The organism is Ruegeria sp. G7 (assembly GCF_056535465.1).
This window is the reverse complement of the sequence record NZ_JBQFIL010000003.1, coordinates 44,584-64,450: the sequence shown is the minus strand read 5'-3', so window position 1 is coordinate 64,450 and position 19,867 is coordinate 44,584. Positions and strand designations below refer to the sequence as shown.

General features: G+C 56.1%; 22 protein-coding genes and 1 pseudogene. 8 read left to right on the top strand and 15 right to left on the bottom strand.

The annotated features are described in order from the left end of the window. Positions 1-17: 17 nt before the first annotated feature. From ACR3EN_RS20595 to ACR3EN_RS20540, 12 genes are all read right to left on the bottom strand, one after another. The gene (locus tag ACR3EN_RS20595; protein WP_480581785.1) at positions 18-1,511 is read right to left on the bottom strand and encodes an autotransporter outer membrane beta-barrel domain-containing protein; all 1,494 of its coding nucleotides are present in this window, start codon (positions 1,509-1,511) and stop codon (positions 18-20) included. A gap of 16 nt (positions 1,512-1,527) precedes the next feature. After that, positions 1,528-2,373: a KPN_02809 family neutral zinc metallopeptidase gene (gene ypfJ, locus ACR3EN_RS20590; protein ID WP_480871035.1), complete on the bottom strand. Its 846-nt coding sequence runs from the start codon at positions 2,371-2,373 to the stop codon at positions 1,528-1,530. 188 nt (positions 2,374-2,561) lie between these two features. Further along, a complete protein-coding gene (locus tag ACR3EN_RS20585; RefSeq protein WP_480700534.1) occupies positions 2,562-2,750 on the bottom strand; it encodes a hypothetical protein in 189 nt (62 codons plus the stop codon). A 26-nt stretch (positions 2,751-2,776) separates the two neighbouring features. Then, positions 2,777-3,787 carry a HupE/UreJ family protein gene (locus ACR3EN_RS20580; protein WP_480871033.1) on the bottom strand — a complete coding sequence of 337 codons (1,011 nt, stop codon included), beginning with the start codon at positions 3,785-3,787 and terminating at the stop codon, positions 2,777-2,779. Continuing rightward, on the bottom strand, positions 3,784-3,969 hold the full coding sequence (locus ACR3EN_RS20575) for a hypothetical protein (protein ID WP_480918511.1): 186 nt from the start codon (positions 3,967-3,969) through the stop codon (positions 3,784-3,786). The genes ACR3EN_RS20580 and ACR3EN_RS20575 overlap by 4 nt, the downstream gene beginning before the upstream one ends. Positions 3,970-4,115: 146 nt before the next feature. Next, a complete protein-coding gene (locus ACR3EN_RS20570) occupies positions 4,116-4,712 on the bottom strand; it encodes a hypothetical protein (protein WP_480918510.1) in 597 nt (198 codons plus the stop codon). Positions 4,713-4,716: 4 nt separating this feature from the next. Continuing rightward, positions 4,717-5,490, bottom strand: a complete 774-nt coding sequence (locus tag ACR3EN_RS20565; RefSeq protein ID WP_480825872.1) for a hypothetical protein — start codon at positions 5,488-5,490, stop codon at positions 4,717-4,719. A gap of 17 nt (positions 5,491-5,507) precedes the next feature. Next, positions 5,508-6,509 (bottom strand): SphA family protein, encoded by a 1,002-nt coding sequence (locus ACR3EN_RS20560; protein WP_480871029.1) that lies wholly within the window; start codon positions 6,507-6,509, stop codon positions 5,508-5,510. A gap of 57 nt (positions 6,510-6,566) precedes the next feature. After that, a complete protein-coding gene (locus tag ACR3EN_RS20555; protein WP_480918509.1) occupies positions 6,567-8,003 on the bottom strand; it encodes a DUF3604 domain-containing protein in 1,437 nt (478 codons plus the stop codon). After that, positions 8,000-8,515, bottom strand: a complete 516-nt coding sequence (locus ACR3EN_RS20550; RefSeq protein WP_480918508.1) for a DUF3604 domain-containing protein — start codon at positions 8,513-8,515, stop codon at positions 8,000-8,002. Before ACR3EN_RS20550 ends, ACR3EN_RS20555 begins: the two co-directional genes overlap by 4 nt. Next, positions 8,451-10,340, bottom strand: a complete 1,890-nt coding sequence (locus tag ACR3EN_RS20545) for a DUF3604 domain-containing protein (RefSeq protein ID WP_170825399.1) — start codon at positions 10,338-10,340, stop codon at positions 8,451-8,453. The genes ACR3EN_RS20550 and ACR3EN_RS20545 overlap by 65 nt, the downstream gene beginning before the upstream one ends. A gap of 13 nt (positions 10,341-10,353) precedes the next feature. Beyond that, entirely contained in the window at positions 10,354-12,273 is a 1,920-nt protein-coding gene (locus ACR3EN_RS20540; protein WP_170744550.1) for a DUF3604 domain-containing protein, read from the bottom strand. A 360-nt stretch (positions 12,274-12,633) separates the two neighbouring features. Between ACR3EN_RS20540 and ACR3EN_RS20535 the strand changes: the two genes are divergently transcribed. Continuing rightward, on the top strand, positions 12,634-13,320 hold the full coding sequence (locus tag ACR3EN_RS20535) for a Crp/Fnr family transcriptional regulator (RefSeq protein ID WP_480871156.1): 687 nt from the start codon (positions 12,634-12,636) through the stop codon (positions 13,318-13,320). An 84-nt stretch (positions 13,321-13,404) separates the two neighbouring features. Here ACR3EN_RS20535 and ACR3EN_RS20530 read toward each other — a convergent pair whose 3' ends face one another. Continuing rightward, complete coding sequence (locus tag ACR3EN_RS20530; RefSeq protein WP_170744552.1) at positions 13,405-14,592, bottom strand: MFS transporter; 1,188 nt, start codon at positions 14,590-14,592, stop codon at positions 13,405-13,407. Between the two features lie 158 nt (positions 14,593-14,750). On the opposite strand from ACR3EN_RS20530, the pseudogene ACR3EN_RS20525 reads away from it, so the two are divergent. From ACR3EN_RS20525 to ACR3EN_RS20500, 6 genes and pseudogenes are all read left to right on the top strand, one after another. Next, positions 14,751-14,864: pseudogene (locus ACR3EN_RS20525) on the top strand (IS6 family transposase); the annotation flags it as partial. A gap of 177 nt (positions 14,865-15,041) precedes the next feature. Beyond that, positions 15,042-15,380 (top strand): hypothetical protein, encoded by a 339-nt coding sequence (locus ACR3EN_RS20520; protein WP_480918507.1) that lies wholly within the window; start codon positions 15,042-15,044, stop codon positions 15,378-15,380. Beyond that, on the top strand, positions 15,317-15,886 hold the full coding sequence (locus tag ACR3EN_RS20515; RefSeq protein WP_480918506.1) for a hypothetical protein: 570 nt from the start codon (positions 15,317-15,319) through the stop codon (positions 15,884-15,886). Before ACR3EN_RS20520 ends, ACR3EN_RS20515 begins: the two co-directional genes overlap by 64 nt. Further along, complete coding sequence (locus tag ACR3EN_RS20510; RefSeq protein WP_480918505.1) at positions 15,865-16,440, top strand: hypothetical protein; 576 nt, start codon at positions 15,865-15,867, stop codon at positions 16,438-16,440. The genes ACR3EN_RS20515 and ACR3EN_RS20510 overlap by 22 nt, the downstream gene beginning before the upstream one ends. 415 nt (positions 16,441-16,855) lie before the next feature. Further along, positions 16,856-17,521 carry a LysR substrate-binding domain-containing protein gene (locus ACR3EN_RS20505; protein ID WP_480918504.1) on the top strand — a complete coding sequence of 222 codons (666 nt, stop codon included), beginning with the start codon at positions 16,856-16,858 and terminating at the stop codon, positions 17,519-17,521. Positions 17,522-17,683: 162 nt separating this feature from the next. Next, a complete protein-coding gene (locus ACR3EN_RS20500; RefSeq protein WP_480871150.1) occupies positions 17,684-18,739 on the top strand; it encodes a tyrosine-type recombinase/integrase in 1,056 nt (351 codons plus the stop codon). 4 nt (positions 18,740-18,743) lie between these two features. On the opposite strand, the gene ACR3EN_RS20495 is transcribed toward ACR3EN_RS20500, so the two are convergent. Both ACR3EN_RS20495 and ACR3EN_RS20490 read right to left on the bottom strand, forming a co-directional pair. Beyond that, on the bottom strand, positions 18,744-19,061 hold the full coding sequence (locus ACR3EN_RS20495) for a type II toxin-antitoxin system RelE/ParE family toxin (RefSeq protein WP_480871148.1): 318 nt from the start codon (positions 19,059-19,061) through the stop codon (positions 18,744-18,746). Further along, positions 19,058-19,321 carry a hypothetical protein gene (locus tag ACR3EN_RS20490; protein WP_480871146.1) on the bottom strand — a complete coding sequence of 88 codons (264 nt, stop codon included), beginning with the start codon at positions 19,319-19,321 and terminating at the stop codon, positions 19,058-19,060. Before ACR3EN_RS20490 ends, ACR3EN_RS20495 begins: the two co-directional genes overlap by 4 nt. Before the next feature lie 58 nt (positions 19,322-19,379). On the opposite strand from ACR3EN_RS20490, the gene ACR3EN_RS20485 reads away from it, so the two are divergent. Continuing rightward, entirely contained in the window at positions 19,380-19,619 is a 240-nt protein-coding gene (locus ACR3EN_RS20485) for a hypothetical protein (protein WP_480865536.1), read from the top strand. Positions 19,620-19,867 lie beyond the last annotated feature (248 nt).

The window sequence follows — 19,867 nt, the reverse complement described above, 5'->3', positions numbered from 1 at the left end:
CCTTTGCATTTCAGAGATCAGAAACTTACCGATAGGAACACGGATGCGTCGGCGGCATCCAGATTGTCTTCAAACAGGCTGAGATAGCCAAAGGACGCTTCGGCAAACACTGCCTCGCCCATTCGCGCGCGCACTCCCAGGCGGGTCGTCCAGATCAGATCATCCTGATCCTGGCCCACTGAAGGTGCCACCAACCCCAGTTGGTCGTTGTCGATCCAATAGGTTGCCCCGAACGTGGCAAAGGGTGCGACCACACCATTCGACGTCAAGAATGGGCGGCTGACTTCGACCTCTGGTGTCAGAGTGCTGTATTGCGCGCTGTCCAGTTCGACAATGATGTCGCGCTGTATTCCAAGCAGTGTTCCGGACAGGTCAAAATCTTTGCCCTCATAGCGATAATAGTCAAAAGCAAGAGAGGGTCGGATCAGAAAATTTCCGGCTTCATATTCGCCAGTCGCCTGTAGATTGGCCCGCCAACGTGTCCGATCAAAATCACCGGTCAGCCCCAGAAGTGAGACATCCGAAGACAATTGCCCAACGGTTGCCAGTCCGTTCAGGGTCCAGTTCTCGGCCATCCGCCAGGCGAAATAGGGTCCAACAGCCCAGCCATTTGTATCCTGTTCGAACAAGCCGCCATAAGCGTTGGCATCCGTGTTGTCGAACTCCGCCTGTATGCCCAGAACAAGTGTCGGTGTCACAAGACGGTCGATACCCACCGCGAAATAATGATCGTTCACGTCCAAATCCCGAACGCCGCGCGTGTCGTCGACTTGCGTAAAGGTAAAGTCTGTCCAGACATTCCACGGTGTCGGCGGGGCAAAATCGCGCCCTTCGGTCAGCGGTGGGGTTACAAGTGGGTCACACAGAGCCGAGTCCAGTTTGCCATTGGGATCTGTCGTGCACGGTTTTTGTTCCGTGACTTCAGCAGAGCGGTCAAAGCGTGTGCTGCCTGCCGTTGGCAAGACACCGACAAATCCACCTCCTGGTACACTGCCGCCGGGATTACCGCCCCCTCCTCCGGGGTTGCCGCCTCCACCGCCGGGTCCACCTGGACCTCCGCCACCTCCCGGTCCGCCGGGATTTCCTCCGCCTCCACCGCCGCCCGGTGGCCGGCCCGGAAGCGACCAGTTTCTTCTTTGGTTTTGTGTATCGACAAGACAGTCCCGACCATTGGGCGCAGCACCACTTTCAAACAGCCGGTGTACGCCGCCAGATCCGTTGGAAACAAACGGCGAAAAGGACAGATGAGGGCCGCTGCGGTTTTGGCTCCAGGTGTCGACGGTTGTGTTTCCCTGCGCCGCTTCCAGCCGAAAATCGCCCCGTGCGGTTGTAGACAGCCAAACCGAGGATGTCTCACCACGCGTCCGTCCGATATAGATCAGATCGCCGGACGAGCCGCATTGTTGGGCAGCAACCTCGGATCCCAGCGCGCCGAAAATGAAAAGAGCGGCGGTTGATCCCAGAACAGGTGCCATAGTCGTGCTGGCAGCCGCTATTAGCTTGGATTTCATTCGTTTTCCTTGAAAGTCATAGTTGGTCTACTGCGAAGGTTTCGCAGCTGTTGGGGTCACCTGTCTGGTATCCGCGATGGAACCAGTTTTGCCGTTGAGCACTGGTGCCATGAGTAAAACTGTCAGGGACAACAACGCCACGCTGGGCGCGTTGCAGTGCGTCGTCACCGATTGCGGCGGCCGTGTTTAGGGCTTCTTCTATGTCGCCGGGTTCCAATACGCCAAAGCGCTTGTCAACGGCGCGGGCCCAGACGCCTGAGTAGCAGTCAGCCTGAAGCTCGACCCGAACCGACAAGGCATTTGCCTCGGCTTGGCTGGACCTGCTTTTTGCGCGGTTCACCTGTTCCAGAACGCCCAGGCTGTTCTGGACATGATGCGCGACCTCATGCGCGATGACATAGGCCTTGGCAAAATCACCACGCGCGCCCAGCCGTTGCTCCATCACCTGAAAGAACGACGTATCCAGATAGACACGCTGATCGACAGGGCAATAGAACGGGCCGGTTGCCGAAGCGGCGCTGCCGCAGGCCGATTGAGTTCTGCCTGCAAACAGGACCAGAACCGGCGGCGTGTATTGAATGCCCGAATTCGCGAAAATCTCGGACCAGATCGCTTCCGTGTCGGCAAGTATGACAGCCACAAACTCTTCGGTTTCGTCGTCAATTTGAACCGGGGCATTTGCTTGCGGAGGAGCAACCTGACCACCGCCGCCCAAAAACGGCGTGACATCGACACCAAAAAGCAGGCCGATTACGACGACCACAATCAACCCCGCGCCGCCCATTCCGGCACGAGACACGCCACTGGACCCATGGCGTCGGTCGTCGATGTTTTTGCTTGTACGTCGTCCTTTCCAGCGCATGTGGCCTCCGGCCCATTCGAGCGTTTCAAGACTTAATTCTGACGGTTCCCCGTTTCACGAGGTTCAAACGGGGAACCGATCCGAGCATCCAAAACCTGGCGCAGTGACTACGGTTTCTGCAGGACAATACCGGGCGTCACTTCTTCACCACTCACGATTCATCCAGCGCTTTGGACAGCCCGAATTCCTTATCCGTCGATACCTGCGGTATCGCGTGCAGTCTCAGCCGCCGTGCACCGGTTGGTGCTGACGCCAATCGTTGCCTGCTGGACCTGACGCTTCGCGGCCTTTTCCGGCGTGCAGTCCGGATCGACGACATCGCAGCCACTGATCGCGAGTATTGCGACAACCATCGCACCCCCCAGTATCTTACTCACTTTCCATTCTCCTTTTCATGGTTCATTCAAAATCCGGCCAGCCGTTCGGCCAGCCAAAACGCGGCAATGCATCCGATGGGATATCCAAGGATCTGGCGCGACGGGCCTTGCGCCAGAGACCAACCCCAAACCGCCCGCGCCACTTTCCTGACCGTCACGAACACGCCCAGCACTGCAAAGATGAAGGCGAGCTGCCCAGCCTCGACCCCCAGATTGAAGGCCAGCAAGGCCGCCGGGATGTCCTGTTCTGGCAGGCCAATCTCGGCCAGCGCCCCGGCAAAGCCCAGACCGTGCAGCAGGCCGAACCCAAAGGAAATCACCCAGGGGAACCGGCTGGCCAACGTCTTGGGTTTGTCGTCAGACCGCAGAACCTCGGTCGCCAGAAAGACGATCGACAGGGCAATCACTGCCTCGACCGGAGGGCCCGGGACGTTCAGCACGCCGAAAGTGGCCAGTCCCAGCGTGATCGAATGCGCGACGGTGAAGGCGGTCACCGCCCAGATCAGCTGACGCAGGTTGCGGATCAGTACCAGCAAGGCAAAGACAAACAGCAGGTGATCCCAACCTTCGAGGATATGTTCAAACCCCAACACGCCATATTGCCATAGCGTCTGGATTAGCCCCTGTTGCGCGGGCAGTGTTACAGAAGGTGCGTCGGGGGTCAGGCGGAAGGTCGCCATGTTCACCGTGTCCAGATATCCCACCCGCAGCAAAACGTCTGTTCTTTGCGCCTCAAGCCCCTCGATCCGTATCGTGTTACCGCGCAGGTCTTCGGTGCAGGACATGCGCCAGACTTGTGTCCAGGCGCGCCCGTCAAAGACTGGTGCATCAAAGGTGGGCGCGGTGCAGAACTCCGGAAGCGCAACGTCGATATCCATCGGCGCGCCCCGAACATCCGGCTTGCGCCAAAAGACGTGCCAGTCACTGTCGGTCTCCTGCGAGATCTCAAGATACCCCGGCTCCAGCGCATGCGCATGAGCAAAGGCGGGCGCCAAAAGACCCGCCAGCAGCACTAAGAAAGCGAGCAGGCGCCTCATGATTCACCCGCAGAGAGGTCAGCTTCTCCAAGGTCTTCGATCACATAGGTGGATCGCAGATTTTCTATGAACACTTCTGTTGCGCGCTCGGCCTGCTTCTCGCGCCAATCGGCCAAAACGCGATCCCGAATCGCGCCAAAAGGCGGTAAGACGGCATCCCACTTGTTGTCGAGCCGAACCATGTGAAGCCCGAAGGACGATTGGACAGGTCCGCTCCATTCCCCCAGCGGCAAGGGCTGCAACTGATCAAAGAAACCCGTCCCAAAGTTGCCATCGACAGAAGTGCGGGCGCTCAGATCAAACCCTGTTGGAATCAGTGACGCCTGACCTAACTGGCGGTGATCTTCCCCTGCTGACAAACGCGTTCGCGTCTGGTCGACAAACGTATCGCTGGGGTTCTGCCCCAGGTAAACAAGGCTGACCGCAAGGCGCGCGGGGTCGTGAACGCCTCGGCATTGTCTGTCAGGTAGGTCTGCAGCACCTCATCCTCGGGGCGGGCCGCACCCGCCTCGGAGGCCAGAAGAAAGTTCATCTTCTGCACCAGCCGGTTGCGGATGATCTCATCATTGCCATCCAAACCCAACGCCAGCGCCTCGCGCACCAACACTTCGCGGTTCAGCCAGTCCTCTTTCAACTTAGCCAACTCCTCCGCCGTCGGAACTCGCCGCCATGTATCTTCGAACTGACGGGCCAGAATTTCGATCTGACCCTGATCGATGATGATAACCCGCGCGTCTGGATCAAAGGACCATTCGTCTGGCTGCGCCAGCTTGAACCATCCAAAGATCGCAACGCTGAGGATCGCAAAATGAATAAATGGTTCCGTGATAATTCGCCCAAGTAGGCTTTGTCTGTTTTTTGATGGCACCGTTGTGCGTGGTGGATTCGTTGATTGCCAGCTCACATTCATCAGATCATTATCCATGCTTTCAGACGCCCTTTGGCACCAACAGTTTCAACGTAAAGCTCACAGTATCGGCGGCCGAGATTGCGTCATCGTCAAAGTTGTGTTCGTAGGACAAGGACCACTGCCAGGGCAGACCTCCGCCTTTGACGAGCTTGGACACCTTGACCCCCAGCGGCAGGCTGCTGAAATCGCCGGCCTCCCAGTCGTAGACAAACACCATCTCGGATGTTCCGGCGGACCAGCCATTGCCAAGATTGTAATTGAACACAGGCTGAATTGTGGACAGGTTGACATCTGGCCGGCCGTCATCCCCGGCGACGGTGAAAAGGTTCTGGTTGAAAAACCCCCAGAGTCCCCATTTTTCCTGTTTCGCAAACCCCGCCGCTGGCCCCAGAGCCCATTTTTCCGCGCTCAATCCATCCTTACCCGTGGGCAACAGAGCCACAGCACCCACTCCGAAACGACCCCATGAGCGATTAAAGGTTATGAGGTCAAACAGGGTGGTGTCGCTCAGCCCGGACTGCCCGGTGGCGCTGTCGGTCACATACGGCAGTGTTAGCCGCGCAATGTGGTTGGTTGACCCCAACGTAAACGGGATCGCGGCGCGGAATTGCATAAGGCTGCTGTTTTCAGGCGAGTTATGCAGATTGAACGAATGAAACCCTTGCAGCTGAAACGACATGATCGACGCAGTCGGGTCGTTGGCTGCCGATTGCAACGACTCCGAATTTTCCTGTGCCTGGACAACACAAGGGACCAGAACTCCTGCAATCACCCATGACAGTGTCGGCTTCATGTTGAAAATCCCGCAGGTCAGAACGCCAATGAAATCACGGCCGTCAGGACATTGCTTTCGAACCGCCGCTTTGCCGCAAACTCATGTGTGTATTTAAGCTTGAGGGAAGCATCGGCGCCCAGCAGGGTACCACCTGAATAGGTGACAAGCGGCCCGATACCGCTGACCTGAGCCCGCAGGCTGCTGGCCCCCAGGGCGATCCGGGTAAGTTCGGCACCTGCGCCACTGTCATCCTCAAGCTGATGGTAGGTATAGCCAGCGAGGCCAACGCCCCAGCCCGAGCGGAAGCGCTGCACCACCGCGCCTTCTAATTGAAACGCAGGGGCCGTCTGGTAGTCGGTCGCATCGTTTTCTTCGCTGAACAAAAGGCTGGCCGCTCCTGAAACCTCAAAACCACGTTCCGGAACGAACCACGTCGCGGCAAAGAAGGGCTGGAACGACCAGACATTCTTGCCTGCATTCAATACTTGAACTGTGCGCTCCTGCAGATTGATGGATGCCGTATTATACTCTCCAGTCGGGGCATAAACGGTCAGCCCCGTACTATAGTGCAGATTGCCCCGATGCCAACCCACCAGTCCGGTCAGGCTGATGTCACCAAAACTGGACAACGTATCGTCAATGCTGGCTCCTTGCAACGGAGGCCGTATTGCCGTGAACGTGAGTTCAGCAACAGGAAAAGGAACAGTGAGGTTTATGGCGGGTGTTCCGCCAAAGAGCTGCGCGTCGAACACCTGAGTAACACCCAGTCGCCAGAGATTAAGTTCGAGGTCTGCGTCAGCCGCAATCGGAAGACCCGCAAGCGAAACGCCGTCCACGCTGCCATCAAGATGGTCGAATGTAAGGCTTGTGTAAGTTCCCGGCTCGGGCACGAAACCGGCAAACGTATCTCTGGTTCCCAGAAAATAGGCGCCCAACCCTCCTTCAACCGCAATCGCTGGTTTTACCGGCAGAACTGTAAGGGTAGCAATGATGGCCGCGCCCATCATCGGACGCTTGTCACGCAAAAACATCTTCATTTGTCACCTCGTTTAAATCACTTCACGCGTTTGCCGCGCTTTTTTCGGGTTTTAGGATCAGGGCGTGTACCAAATGGGTGAGGTATAGGCCCGGTCCTGAATGGCCTCAGGCGCGCCTTCCGGCAGTTCGACACCAAAGAACTTGTGGTCATAGGTCGTCCAGCGCGGGGTTGGGATTTCCAGAACACGCGTGTAGTAAAAAGCACTTTGATCTGGGTCGAATTCCGGGTCTTCCCAATAGGCTCCAAGGATCGGTTGGCCTATATCGTTGGTGTAAGTGGCTTCATCGGAATCAACAGAATTCCCGACCGGAGCAGCGCATTGACCGTCGATGACCTTTCGATCACCGCATGCAATGTCAAAGACCTTTTCACTGGTCGTTCCATCCGCATTCAGCCAGCCCTTGATGATCTGAATCCGATCCAGATTGGCCCCGTCCGGATCACGCAACGCCCGCACCAAAAAGCGCGGCGCACGACCTTCACTCGTTCCCAGATCACCCCCCATAGGTACGCCATTGGCGTAACCGTGAGCCGCGAAATCTGACCGAGGGAGGTCAGAGGCATCAAAGTCGTACCCTGCGAAGACACGGACGCGCAGGCGCGTACCTGTTGTTGCATAGACCTCCTTGCGCATCATCGCGTCAAAAAGGGCTTCGCGCGTGTTTTCGCGCGCCCAGATGGCAGCCAAACCGGAGGCGCTGGTCTGCCACGCATATTGCGCAACACTTTCGTCACCTCCTATGCCCCCCACCACTTCTTCAAACCGGATCGGGTCTACTGTCGGTTCGAGGGCGACAACCTTACCGAACATGTTGTTTTCTTTAGAAGTTGAGAGTGAAGTATGTGTGTCGGTCGAGCCGATCATCCCAAACCGGAACGGGTTCACACCAAATTCAGTCTGGTAGGCCAAACCTCGCTTGAGCGCTTCGCGCGCATATTCGTTTGGGATCATCTCGGGCGTCTTGGGATTGGGACCAAGCTGGCCCTTGTCCCATGTCTCAAAATCCGCAAACGGGTCATCAGGTGACAGCATGGGATGGGCTTCACCATCCCCTTTCATTTGAGTCACTTCATATAGCGGCTCCCAACGGGCGCGGCGTGCCGCATATTCGGCATCAAGCGCCTCGTCGCTGTCAAGCTTGACAGTGTCAAACATCAGCCCGTTAGAAAGGTTTCCATTGTGTGGAATGGCCAGAAGGCGGTCGCCTGTATCGGCCTCGTATTGCGCCATCCAGTCCCATAGATCTTCTGGATCCACGCTGTCGTAGGCAGAATAGGGTAGTCGCATATCGGCATTCTCTTTTCCGCCGCGATAGATCACATTGCGATGCAGGTTCGAGCGATCAAAGGTCGAGGTCCATTCAAACCCGATAAATGCAGTGAAGGCACCGGGCTGGTTGTGGCTTTCGGCAGCCGCGGTAATCTCTTGCCAGACGCTGTCATAGACGCCGGGTACATCAGCGAGTGGGTCTTCCCCAGACGCCTTTGTCACAGAAAAATCTCCCACGCGCCGGGTAAATCCCCCGCATCAATGGCAGCCTGAAGCGACTGCCCGTATTCTGTTTCGAGAAGCCGGGTGTCACGCGCCGCAAGCAATGGCGCCGTCCCAAGATTCTCGGCGTGATCGGCAACAACGAGAAAATCGAGCGGACGCGACAAACGGGCTGGAAGCCCGGTTGATGACGTGACCGTTTCGCCTTTGGCAAAGCGATAGGCCGCGTCCGGCCCTAATGTGTTGCCGATCAGACCGGCATCAGCGGAATAGGTCGTATGCACATGGGTGTCGCCAAAGAAAACCTGGTTGGGGAAATCCTGGCTTGGATAGGGCGAGTATTCGCCGGCAGGAGCAACCGGCGGCGTGTCCTGAGCGTGAAGCGCCCCTGCCAGAGCAAGCGTGGATACAGAAAGCGCAGCGAGCTTTTTCATCGCAACGTACTCCTCAATTTGCGGGCGTGTACCAAATGGGCGATGTGTAGGCGCGTTCTTGGATTGATGTTGGGACATCCTCCGGAATTTCTACTCCAAAGAATTTTGCGTCATACGTCGTCCAACGAGGTGTCGGAATTGCCAATACTCTGACATAGTAGAAAGCAGCCTGCGTCGGGTCGAACTCGGGATCTTGCCAGAAGCCACCAAGGATCGCCTGACCAATCTCATTGGTGTAGCTGGCATTCGCTACATCTACGGTGTTGCCGACCGGAGCCGAGCACTTCGCTGAAACAAGAGCACGTCCGCCGCAAGCAATATCGTAGATGCGCTCCGACGTTGTGCCATCGGCGTTGTTCCATCCCTTTACGATCTGCACACGGTCTAAGTTGGCACCATCCGGATCCCGCAAAGCACGAACAAGGAAACGCGGCGCACGGTCTTCACTCTTTCCCAAATCACCCCCCATAGGTACGCCATTGGCGTAGCCATGCGCCGCGAAGTCCGACCGAGGGAGATCGGATTCATCAAAATCGTAACCCGCGAAGACACGAACCCGGATACGTGTCCCTGTGGTCGCAAAGACCTCTTTTCGCATCATCGCGTTAAAGATGGCTTCGCGCGTATTCTCACGTGCCCAAACCGCAGCAAGCCCGCCAGCACTAGTGTTTCGCGTAAAGTTCTTTTGCGCGTCGTCCTCTGCAAGGCGCGCTGTTGCAGCCTCATCAAATCTGATCGGGTCGGCAGTTGGTTCCACCGCTGGAAATTTACCGAAGTAATTATTCTCCTCGACAGTGCTAAGCGACGTGTGGCTGTCAGTCGACCCGATCACACCAAACTTAAATGGGTTCGCCCCCAACCTATCCCCTATTGAAAGACCACGCATCAAAGCGGTTCGGGCATACTCATTGGGCAGCATTTCGGGCGTTTTGGGCTCGACTCCAAAGCTACCACCGTCCCAGGTCTCGAAGTCGGCAAACTCATCATCGGGAGACAGGAACGGGTGTGCTTCACCATCGCCCTTCATTTGAGTGATCTCGTACAAAGGCTCCCAGCGCATGCGTCGCTCAGCGTAAGAGGCGTCAATCGGTTCACCACTTAGCAGACCGGTTTCCGAGAACATAAGCCCGTTCGACAGATTACCATTGTGCGGGATGGCCAGGAGTTGCCCTCCGGTCAGCTCCTCGTAAGAAGCCATCCAGTCCCAAAGGTCCTCAGGGTCCGGGGCCTCGTAAACTGAAACCGGAATAATCTGATCTGCTTTCTCCTTGTCATCCTTGAAGACCACGACGCGGTGCAGATTGTTGCCGGAGGGGTCAAGGGTATATTCAAAACCAATGAAGGCGGTGAATGCACCAGGAATATTGTGCCTGTCTGCGGCGTCTGTGACGCGTTGCCACATCGTAATCGACATGTCCTGGTTATCGGCTAGCTCGTTCACGCCGGTCTGCCGCATCGTAGCCCAGAAATTCTGAGCGTCCCGTCTAGCTTCAAACGTCCCGGGTTTGGCTATCTCATAGATCTGACGCCCCCATTCGGTCGCCAGCAGATCCTCGTTGGCTTCTTCAATCGCTACGGGTAGTCCCAAGTTTTCTGCATGATCAGCAACAACAAGAAAATCAAGGGGGCGGCTTAGTTTCGCATTCTGCCCGGTTGTGGAAACGACTGTCTCCCCTTTCGCAAAACGATAAGCCTCATCCGGGCCCAGCAAATTGCCGTTCAAACCCGAATCCGCTGAAAACGACGTGTGAAGATGTGTATCGCCAAAGAAAACCTGATTGGGGAAATCCTGACTCGGATAGGGCGAATAGTCGCCTGCAGGAGCAACAGCCGGCGTGTCCTGGGCGTGGATCGCCCCCGCGAATGCGAGCAGTGAAACGGAAATAGCGAGTTCCCTGATCATTAAAGTGCACTCCTCAATTTGTGGGCGTGTACCAAATGGGCGATGTGTAGGCGCGATCCTGTGTGGTCATCACAACGCTGTCCGCCATTTGAACATTGAACTTTACAGCGTCATAAGCCGTCCACCGTGGAGTGGGGATTTCGATGACCCGGGCATAATAGAATGCGGGTTCTGCCGGATCGAAATCCGGATCGGTCCAGACGGCACCAAGCTCGGGCGCACCGATGGTGTTTGTCCAGGACGGCACCGACAGGTCGACGGTATTGCCAACCGGCGGCAGTTTTCCGTTCTCATCCGGAGACCGGTCACCCCCCCACGCGACATCATAGACCTTTTCCATGGCCTCGCCGGACTCGGCATCGATCCAACCCTTGATGATCTGCACGCGGTCAAGATTTGCACCCGACGGATCACGCAGAGAATAGACGAGGAAGTCAGGCGCTTCGCCGTCTGCAGGCGTCGCAAGATCACCACCCATGGGGACCCCGCCATAGTAACCGACCTGAGCCAGATCACGACGGTTCATCGCGTCGGCTTCATAATCGCCACCAAAGAACCTTACGGATAGGCGCGATCCGGTCGTCGCGTAGGTTTCGCGCCGTTCCATGGCATCAAAGATCGCACCACGAGTATTTTCCGTAGCCCAGACAGCGGTCAAACCCGCGGCTGAATAGATGGACGAGTCATACGCAACATCACCGTTCGGATATGTCCTTCCGACATGCGCCGCCCGTTCACCGTTGGGTTCATAAGCAGTAAATTTGCCATAAAAGTTGTTTTCCTGCGCCGTGGTCAGGCCGGTATGCGTATCAGTAGCGCCGTCGGCACCAAACTTGTAGGGGTTGGACCCAAGTACAGCGCCCAGTTCCAGCCCACGCAACAAACCAGACCTTGCATATTCACCCGGCAGCATCTCGGGCGTTTTTCGAACTGTCGCGTCGAGATTGCCGTAATCCCAAGTCTCGAAGTTGGCAAACTCATCCTCGGGCGATAGCATGGGATGCGCTTCGCCATCCCCTTTGAATTGGGTCCATTCGTAAAGCCGTTCCCACTTTTGGCGTGCTTCGGCATATGCCGGATCGAGCGGCGCGCCATCGGCAAAATCATCAACGAGCGGGAACATCATGCCGCTTGAAAGGTTGCCGTTATGCGGAATTGCGGTAACGTCGCCACCCGTGACCGTTTCGTAGTTCTCGAGCCAAGCCCAGAGGTCACGCGGATTGCTCGACCCCATAGGTGGTGTTGTGGTGTAGGGCACGACCTGACCTGCGCGTTCGGGCCCATCTCGAAAAATGACGTTGCGGTGCAGATTGTTGCCCGAGACCAATGAGGTCCATTCAAAGGCGATGAAAGTGGTGAATACCCCGGGGTCGTTGAACTCTTCCGCCGCGGCGATGATATCATCCCAGACCCGCTTGTAGGCCGGATTGCCGGGCTGGTAGTTGAGTTCGGACGAAATTGTGCCTTGTGCAAACTGTTTTGTGAGTTCCTGAGCTGCCATACGGGCCGCTTGCCCACCTTCTGCAAAGGCTTCGTGAAATTGTCGCCCTTGTTCATCGGCCATGATGTTGGGCGCACCGGACAAAATGTCGGTAATGGCGCCCATCCCATCGGAATGATCTGTGATCATATAGAAATCCAGGGGACGGGAGAGTTTGACAGGTTGACCAGTGTTAGAAATCACCTGCTCACCACGAGCCAATCGATAGCTGTCGCGTGGCAAAAGTGTTGTTCCACCGCCTCCCGCATCAGCCGACAACGCGGTGTGGACATGCGTGTCGCCGAACAATGGCCGCGTCGGAAACGCGCGGTCGGCATAGGGGGAATAAGGGCGCCCCTTCAAAACACTATCGGACGCTTCGGGCGGAGCTTCTTGTGCAAAAACGCCCGTCGCAAAAAGTGTCGCAGCGAGAGAAGGAATGATTTTTTGCATCAGGTGTTCCTTACTGTGTGGGCAAATTGTTATGGATGATGGATCGGCGCGCTTTCGATTCCGGGCCTGTCAGAACGCCCCAATCAACTCGGTACGGTCCCCCGCAGCCTGCCAATCCGGAACCATGAGTGGTGGCAGATGTTCGCGGACCTAAGCCGGACTGGGGGCATTGAATGCCCCGGTGAAGCTGCCAATACATAGGAGGCCGCCTGAACCAGCCGAGAGAGAAAAACCGTTCCAATGAAGACATCAGTCACCCTAAAGAATCGCAAACTTATGTCTGAAATGTCAGATTCGCCCCTTGACTGTAGCCATTCGAATAAATCTATTTGTCCGAATTCGGACAGAAGGCGGAATTGAATGCACATATCAAGCGCAAATGCGAAAAAATATCTTTCACATCATGGCTGGGCTTCAACCCTATCGGGTGAATTGCTGGACGCGTTCCTGGGCATCACTCACCATGTAACGCTTGATGCCGGGCAGCCGCTTTATTCCATCGACGACCCTGCCGGTGACCTCTTCGGGTTGGCCTCGGGTGCGATTGCTATCGAGTCAGCAGGAACTGAAAACGTGATCGAAAAGAGCTTTCTGATGCACCCTGGGGTGTGGATTGGAGCAGCACGGCTGGCTGGAACAAAAAGACGTAAAATCGGCGCGTATACTACGCGCCCTTCGACCATTTTGGTTGTCAAAAGCAACGAGTTCGTGAGTTTTGCTGAGATTTACCCGGATATTTGGCGTCGACTGTTGTTGAACCAGATCCAAAACCAAGAGCGGGCGATTGGTTTTGCCCATGATCTCATGCGCCGCGGAAGCCATGAACGCCTTGTTGCCGTCCTGGCCAGAATGGCCGGGCTGTATGAACCCAACCCTCCTGTTCCAGCGATCGTCGATGCCACGCACCGAGAGATCGCTACCTTGACCAACCTATCGCGCGGTGTTGTTTCTTCTCGCCTTGCGGAACTGGAGCGCAAAAAACTGATAAGCCTCGGACGCGCCAGCATAACCATAACGGATCCCAAGGGACTGTTGGCATTGCTGTGAACTGTGTTCACGAGGTGTGAGCGATCCGCGTAAACGCGTGTAGAGGTTTAGCCGAGAATGGATGGTTCTTTTTGGCTGTGCGGCTCAAACATTGGGTTGCCGACAAGACAAGCTCAACGCCGCAACACAAAACACAAGCGCCAACGCGCCCCAAAGTGGCGCGTCTGTACCAAAACTGTAAAGTGCAGTGCCGAGAACCGGCCCGGCAGCAATTCCCATTCCGCGAAAAGCCGTATTGATGCCCGCCACTCGACCCTGATCCGTTGTACCGGCCGATAAGCTGAGCGCACCCATAGCGCCAGGAGCGACTGCCCCCAGAGAAGCACCAACGGCGATCATGCCAATCGCCAGAACCAACACATCATCCGCCAGAATCATGATCCCTATTCCGGCCAAAGCGCCAATACTGCCTGACCGCAGCAACCGACGCGCATCCCATCCCTTTCGTGTTGCCACAAACACTTGTGATATCGTCAACGACAGAGTTGCGCCTGCAAGAATAAAGCCTGTTGATTTCATTGCCTCGGTACTGTTTACTTGCAGGTCATCCATTAGTTTAAGCCCGATGATCGGAACCACCATGGTGTAGCCAGCAAAGCCTGCCATCGTGATCGCAAAGAATTTCCAGAACCGAGACAATCGAATGGGTTTTTTCGTCCTTGGCCGGATATGTAATTGCGAGGTCGGAAGAAATTTCAAAGACAGAAAAAACGCAAACAAGCCTGCTAGAAGAAGCGCAACAAAGCCGACTGCAATGCCCCGCTCGGCGGTCAACCAGAGCAGCATTGACCCTGAAAGTGCGCCCAAACTGACGGAAGCCCCCATAAGACCCATGCCTGAGACGCGCGTCTTGCTGTCTGTAGTATCGGCAATGAGCGCCTGCGTCGACGGAATGAGCGCCCCACCGAACACGCCCTTTACGGTGCGGGCAACTGCAAGCGTATAGACCGTTGCGCTGCTGGCCAGAACCAACATGTTTGAGAACACCAGCGCCATTATCAACGGGCTGAGCAAAACAAACGGAATAGCGGTCAAAACCAGGGAACGGCGGCCCACGCGCTCTGACAAAACGCCCCATAGGGGCGCTGTGGGTACAACAGCCAACGCGCCGAGACTTAGGATTATGCCGACTTGTAATTCGGTGATGCCATAGTCCCGGCTCACCGGACCAAGGCCACCGGAAAGCAGTGCGTTTGACGCAGCATAGACGTAGACACCAGATACAATTGCAAGGCGCTTAATCAGGATCAATACGTTACTTTCAGTTGCCAATATGAAATAATTAAGATGTTCTCGAGCATTAGGGCCGATTGAAGCAAGATCAAGTTCTTATGTTTGTTGAGAGGGTTCCGTTGCAATCCTTCGACCATTGACGATTTCGGAATCAGCGAGTGAATGTCTGTCGGTCGTATCAAGTCGAAAGCCAGCTCATGATTTCTTTCAAAGGTGCACAGGCACCGGAGTATGTGATCCTATTCGCAGTGTTCTTCTATGTTCGATACGGCGTTTCCTATCGCTATCTGGAAGAGATCATGGCGAAGCGAGCCAGCAAGATCTCTCCAATTTAGCCAACATCACATGTTCAGAAGCGCCCCAACGCCTCCAGGGCATGTAGGAAGAAGGCCTGATCGAATTGAACTACGGACGTATCAGAACTCTCGACCCGATCGCATTGGATAGTAACGTCGCGGAATAGAATTTTGGTTTTGCTACCAGGTTCTTTGAAGTATGAATCCAGGTTGAAAATTGCAGTGGTCAGCTGCTCTGATGCAGGTTTTTTGCATTTAGCCGCCTCGACGGGCTCTGAAGGTATTTTCCATGGGTCGGCCCAAACCGATGTCGTCCACGCCACCCAACTGGAAATCCCCGAACTGGCGAATATCTCATTGCCGATAGCCTCGATTCAATTTGGCACCTTGACAGGCCAAGGACTTATCCGGTCGGAATACGGACGTATCGTTTTGATCGATCCAGAAGGCTTGGGGGGATTCGATAAATGCTTAAGTGGCAGCAAAATCTCAGGTCATCGCGCAGCCCTGATCGCAATCGAAGTGCGGTAAGTTTTTTGCTTTTTGTCGTCATCGTATTCGGTTTCGTTTCCACGCCAAGAATGGTAAACGCTTGCCCGGTGTGCACGACATTGCCAGAGACAACGCTCGCAGATCACCTACTTGCAGCCGAGATCGTCGTTCTGTCCGGGCCTGCTCCGGATAATCCCTTCAAATTCACTCCCGTAAGGGTCATAAAAGGCACTTCCGAAGGGCTTGAGCGGATGCCCGAAATCCCCTTCCTGATCGATAGCCGTACGCGTGCTGCATTCCGGGCCGACCCTGACAAGTTAATTTTGCTGACTTTTGGCACCACAACCAAAGATGCGGCCGGGCGTGGGCTGTCGCGCAAATGGACCAGAATTTTTTCTCTGACCCCCGACAGAGAGCAATTTCTCGAAGCTCTATGGATCGTGGGTGAGCATTGGCGACCGGGCAAAGGGAACTACGCCGAACGGGTTGAGTTTTTGCACAGTTTCTTTCGGACAAAGACTTGGTGCTACGCGATACCGCACTGATCGAAATAGATCGTGCCCCCTACAGCAGCATCCAGATTTTGCGCAACAAGGTTCCTGTAGACATGTTGCTGCAAGAATTCGGCACCATTAACCGGCTAAGCTTTGTTCCGGTTTCGATCCGACTGATGGGGCTGCAAATTGACGATGACAGGGCGAGAAAAGCGGTTCAATCCCGGTATTCACAAGCGATGCATTCAAACTCGGCTTACGTGTACGAATGGGCTCTGTCAGGGATCGCCATGGACGGCTTGTCGGCCATTGAAGTCGTCAGCGATGCATTGAAGACGGAGACCTTGAAGCCGAACAGCAAGCGATCGCTTGTGCGTGCATTGGCCGATTGTGGCACGGTATCTCCTGCATTCAGAAACCGGATTACTGGGGTCTTCGCCGAGGTATTAAAGGACGATAGTGCATTGGCAATGGAAATTGCGATTGCGATGCGGGACTGGAACGAAACTCAGCTGGATGAACAGCTGTTGGCCTTGTTGGACAGTGAAAACCTTGACCCGGTCACGCAATTTATCATTCAAACCAAACTTGCGCCCAAAGACTGATGTCACTGTGCCCTTAATTTCTGGACGCAGATGCATCTTGGTGCATTTACCCAGGTTTTGTGCCCTTAATTCTCGGATATCCACAGGCCACCAACCAGGGACCTCACATACATTCGGTGAAGGACCGAAGGGTCCCTGTACCGGATCACGTCTGCCTAACACACGACTTATCCCCAGAATGCACGGTCTTGGAATTTAAGGCACAGTCCGGCAATTAAGGACACAGTCCAGAAATTAAAGGCACAAATTGGAACTGATTTTACTCAATTTTTTGAAGCAAGCGTCCAGAAATTAAGGGCACCGTGACAGCCTTGTTCCGCCGTCAGCGCGGCAAAATGGCCCCCACCCCGAGGCCCAATATTTCATCACCGAGGCCGAAGCGATCCTGGATCGCCTTTCGCTTTCAACCCGGACAATGCGCGAGATCGGAGCGCTGACAAAGGGTCGCCTGAACATCGCCTGTATGCCAGCCGCCGCCAGTCTCTTGATGCCGCAGCTTCTGGGTGAGTTCCTGTTGGACAAACCGGATGTGAAAGCGTCGTTGATGATGCGGGCGTCCCCGGTAATCGAGGAATGGGTTGTCTCTCAGCAATATGACATCGGGTTGGGTGAATCCCCGAAACCCACGGCAGCGATCGATACGATCGACTTCGACATGCAATGCGTGTGCGCGATCCCCGCGGATGATCCGCTGACCGAATTGGACACGATCGAGGCGCACCACCTGTCTGGCCGCCCGATGGCAGGTCTGCAGGACGGGCATCCAAACCTGATCGCAACCCAAAGAGCGTTCGCCAGCCAAAAAGCCAGATTCGACCAACGGTTTGAACTCAGGACCTTTCACCCGGCTTTGACCTTGGTGGAAAAGGATCTGTGTTTTTGCATCTGCGACCCGATCACTGCGGCCGGATACGTCAACATGCGGCCCGAGCCTAGGCCCGTCGTCTTCCGAGCGTTCCGTCCTCATGTAGCTCTGAACGTCTCAATAATGCGCCCGGCCCACCGTCCTCCATCTGCCTTGGCAAGTGAATTTGTTCTGCATTTTAAGGCGGCTCTGGAACACATCAACAATCAGTTTTGAGAAATCTTTGTGGCTGCATCGCAACCCCCTACCCGGTTTACGCGCAAAATTCGGTCTTTTTGATTGTTACTTTTCTCATTTTGTCAAGTCATTATTATATCCGATAAGTATCCCTTATCATGAATAATTGATTTTGCAGCGAAGTCAGCACAGAATGTGCCCATGAAGCCCCCTGCCCCCTACCTCCCCGCCGCCTCCCCTGCCCTCTCTGCCGAGGATCAGGAGGCACTGACAGATCTGTATGTGCGCGGGACGCCGGCGAATACGCTGCGCGCCTATGAGCGGGATCTGCTCTATGTAACAGCGTGGAAAGAGGCGCGCTTCGGGGCGGCGCTGAACTGGCCCGAGCATGAGGCCACCGCACTGGCCTTTATTCTCGATCACGCCCGCGATCTGAATGATGCGCCGGAAGACGACATCGCGCGTCAGACCGCAGAGATGTTGATCGCGCAAGGCTTGCGCAGGTCCCTCGCCTGCCCGGCCCCGTCGACGCTGGACCGGCGCATAGCCTCGTGGCTGGCCTTTCACCGGATGAAGAACCTCGCATCACCGTTTGATGCCCCGCAGGTCAAACAGGCCCGCGCCAAGGCCCGCCGCGCCGCCGCCCGGCCCCCTGCCCCGAAATCACAACACCCGATCACGCGCGACATTCTCGAACAGCTGCTGGCCACCTGTCGGGGGTCGCATCGGGATTGTCGCGACAGGGCCATCCTGATGTTGGGTTGGGCCAGCGGCGGGCGCCGGCGCTCTGAGATCACTGGGTTGATGCGCGAGGATGTCAGCCTCAAAGAGTTTGAAAAGACCGGCGTAGTCTGGATTTCCCTGCTGGAAACCAAGACCACGAGCAAGGGTGAGACCCCTCGTTTGGTGCTCAAGGGCCGCGCGGCGCAGGCGCTGGTGCATTGGATCGAGGTAGCGAAGATCACCGACGGTGCGCTATTCCGTCCGATCTCCAAGGCGGATCGCGTATTGAAACGCTCCCTCTCCCCGGATGCGATTGCGCAGATCGTCAAACACCGCCTGAAGCTGGCCGGGTTGCCGCCAGATTTTGCCTCGCCCCACGGGCTGCGCTCGGGCTTTCTGACCCAGGCCGCGCTGGATGGTGCCCCGATCCAGGCTGCTATGCGCCTCTCGCTGCATCGCTCTCTCGCGCAGGCGCAGAAGTATTACGACGATGTCGATATCGCCGAAAACCCGGCAACAGACCTGCTGGGCTGATGTATCAACTCTGCCGCAGGCTCGCGCGGCCGATCCAATCAGCCCCGCCATAGGTGATCGCCATGACGTAGACCTCTTGCGCGGTGTCATCCACGGTAAAGGCGATGACGGCGCGGCGGGCGGCGGGAATCGCGCGCAGGCCGGGCAGAATGTGATCGCGCTTGGTGCCGCGATGAGGCAGCGTGCGCAGGCTTTGTGCGGCTTCGGCGATTTCGGCCAGCTTGCGGCGGGCGACCTGCGGACCGGCATAGTCCTCGATCAGCTCGGCGATGGTCAGCAGGTCGTCAGCCACCGAAGGGTGGTAGCGCAGGCGATAGCTCACCCCTCGCGGTCCAATCGGCGCAGGGCGGGCCGGAAGACATCCTCATGGTCGACAAATTCCGAACGCGGTGTGGCCGCGCGGCGGCGCAGCTCCTCGGCCATGGCGTCCAGAGCGATCTCACGGGCCTGCTCGTCTTCGATCATCCGCTCGACCGCTGCGGCGACGGCGGCAGATGCCGAGGCATAGACGCCCTCGCCTACCTTTTCCTTGAGGAACCGGTGGTGGCGATCGGTAAAGCTGAGCGTTGTCTTGATGGTCATAGCGGGCCTCCTCAGTCATACTTGGTCATACTGGTGGGTCAAGTCAAGTCCTTGAGCCTTGTGGGATTCTGAAGATATCAACGCCCGCGCTGGCCTGGATGCGATTGCGTATATCATCAAACACCGGCTGAGGTTGGCCGGACTGCCGGTAGACTTTGCCTCGCCGCACGGGTTGCACACGGGCTTTCTGACCCAAGCCGCTATGCGCCTCTCCATGCATCGCTCCATGGCGCAGGCGCAAAAGTGCAACAACGATGTGGATATCGCAGAAAATCCGGCTGCCGATTTGTTGAGGTGAGCTTTGCTCATATTATTCAAGAACTACTAACCCGAAGGATATTCTGACTGCACAGACTGGGTTTTTTTCCGTGACATCCGTCAACGCAGCTAGCGCGGAAACACGTCACGGCAGATCACAACTGGAGCGCAGGATATCGATTATAATCACGCTATCCGGCTGATCCAGTTAGACCAGAAAGTGCTTCCCGCCCTTACATACCGGAGATCAACCGCGTCCTCGATCAATATGAATCCGCTACGACTGGC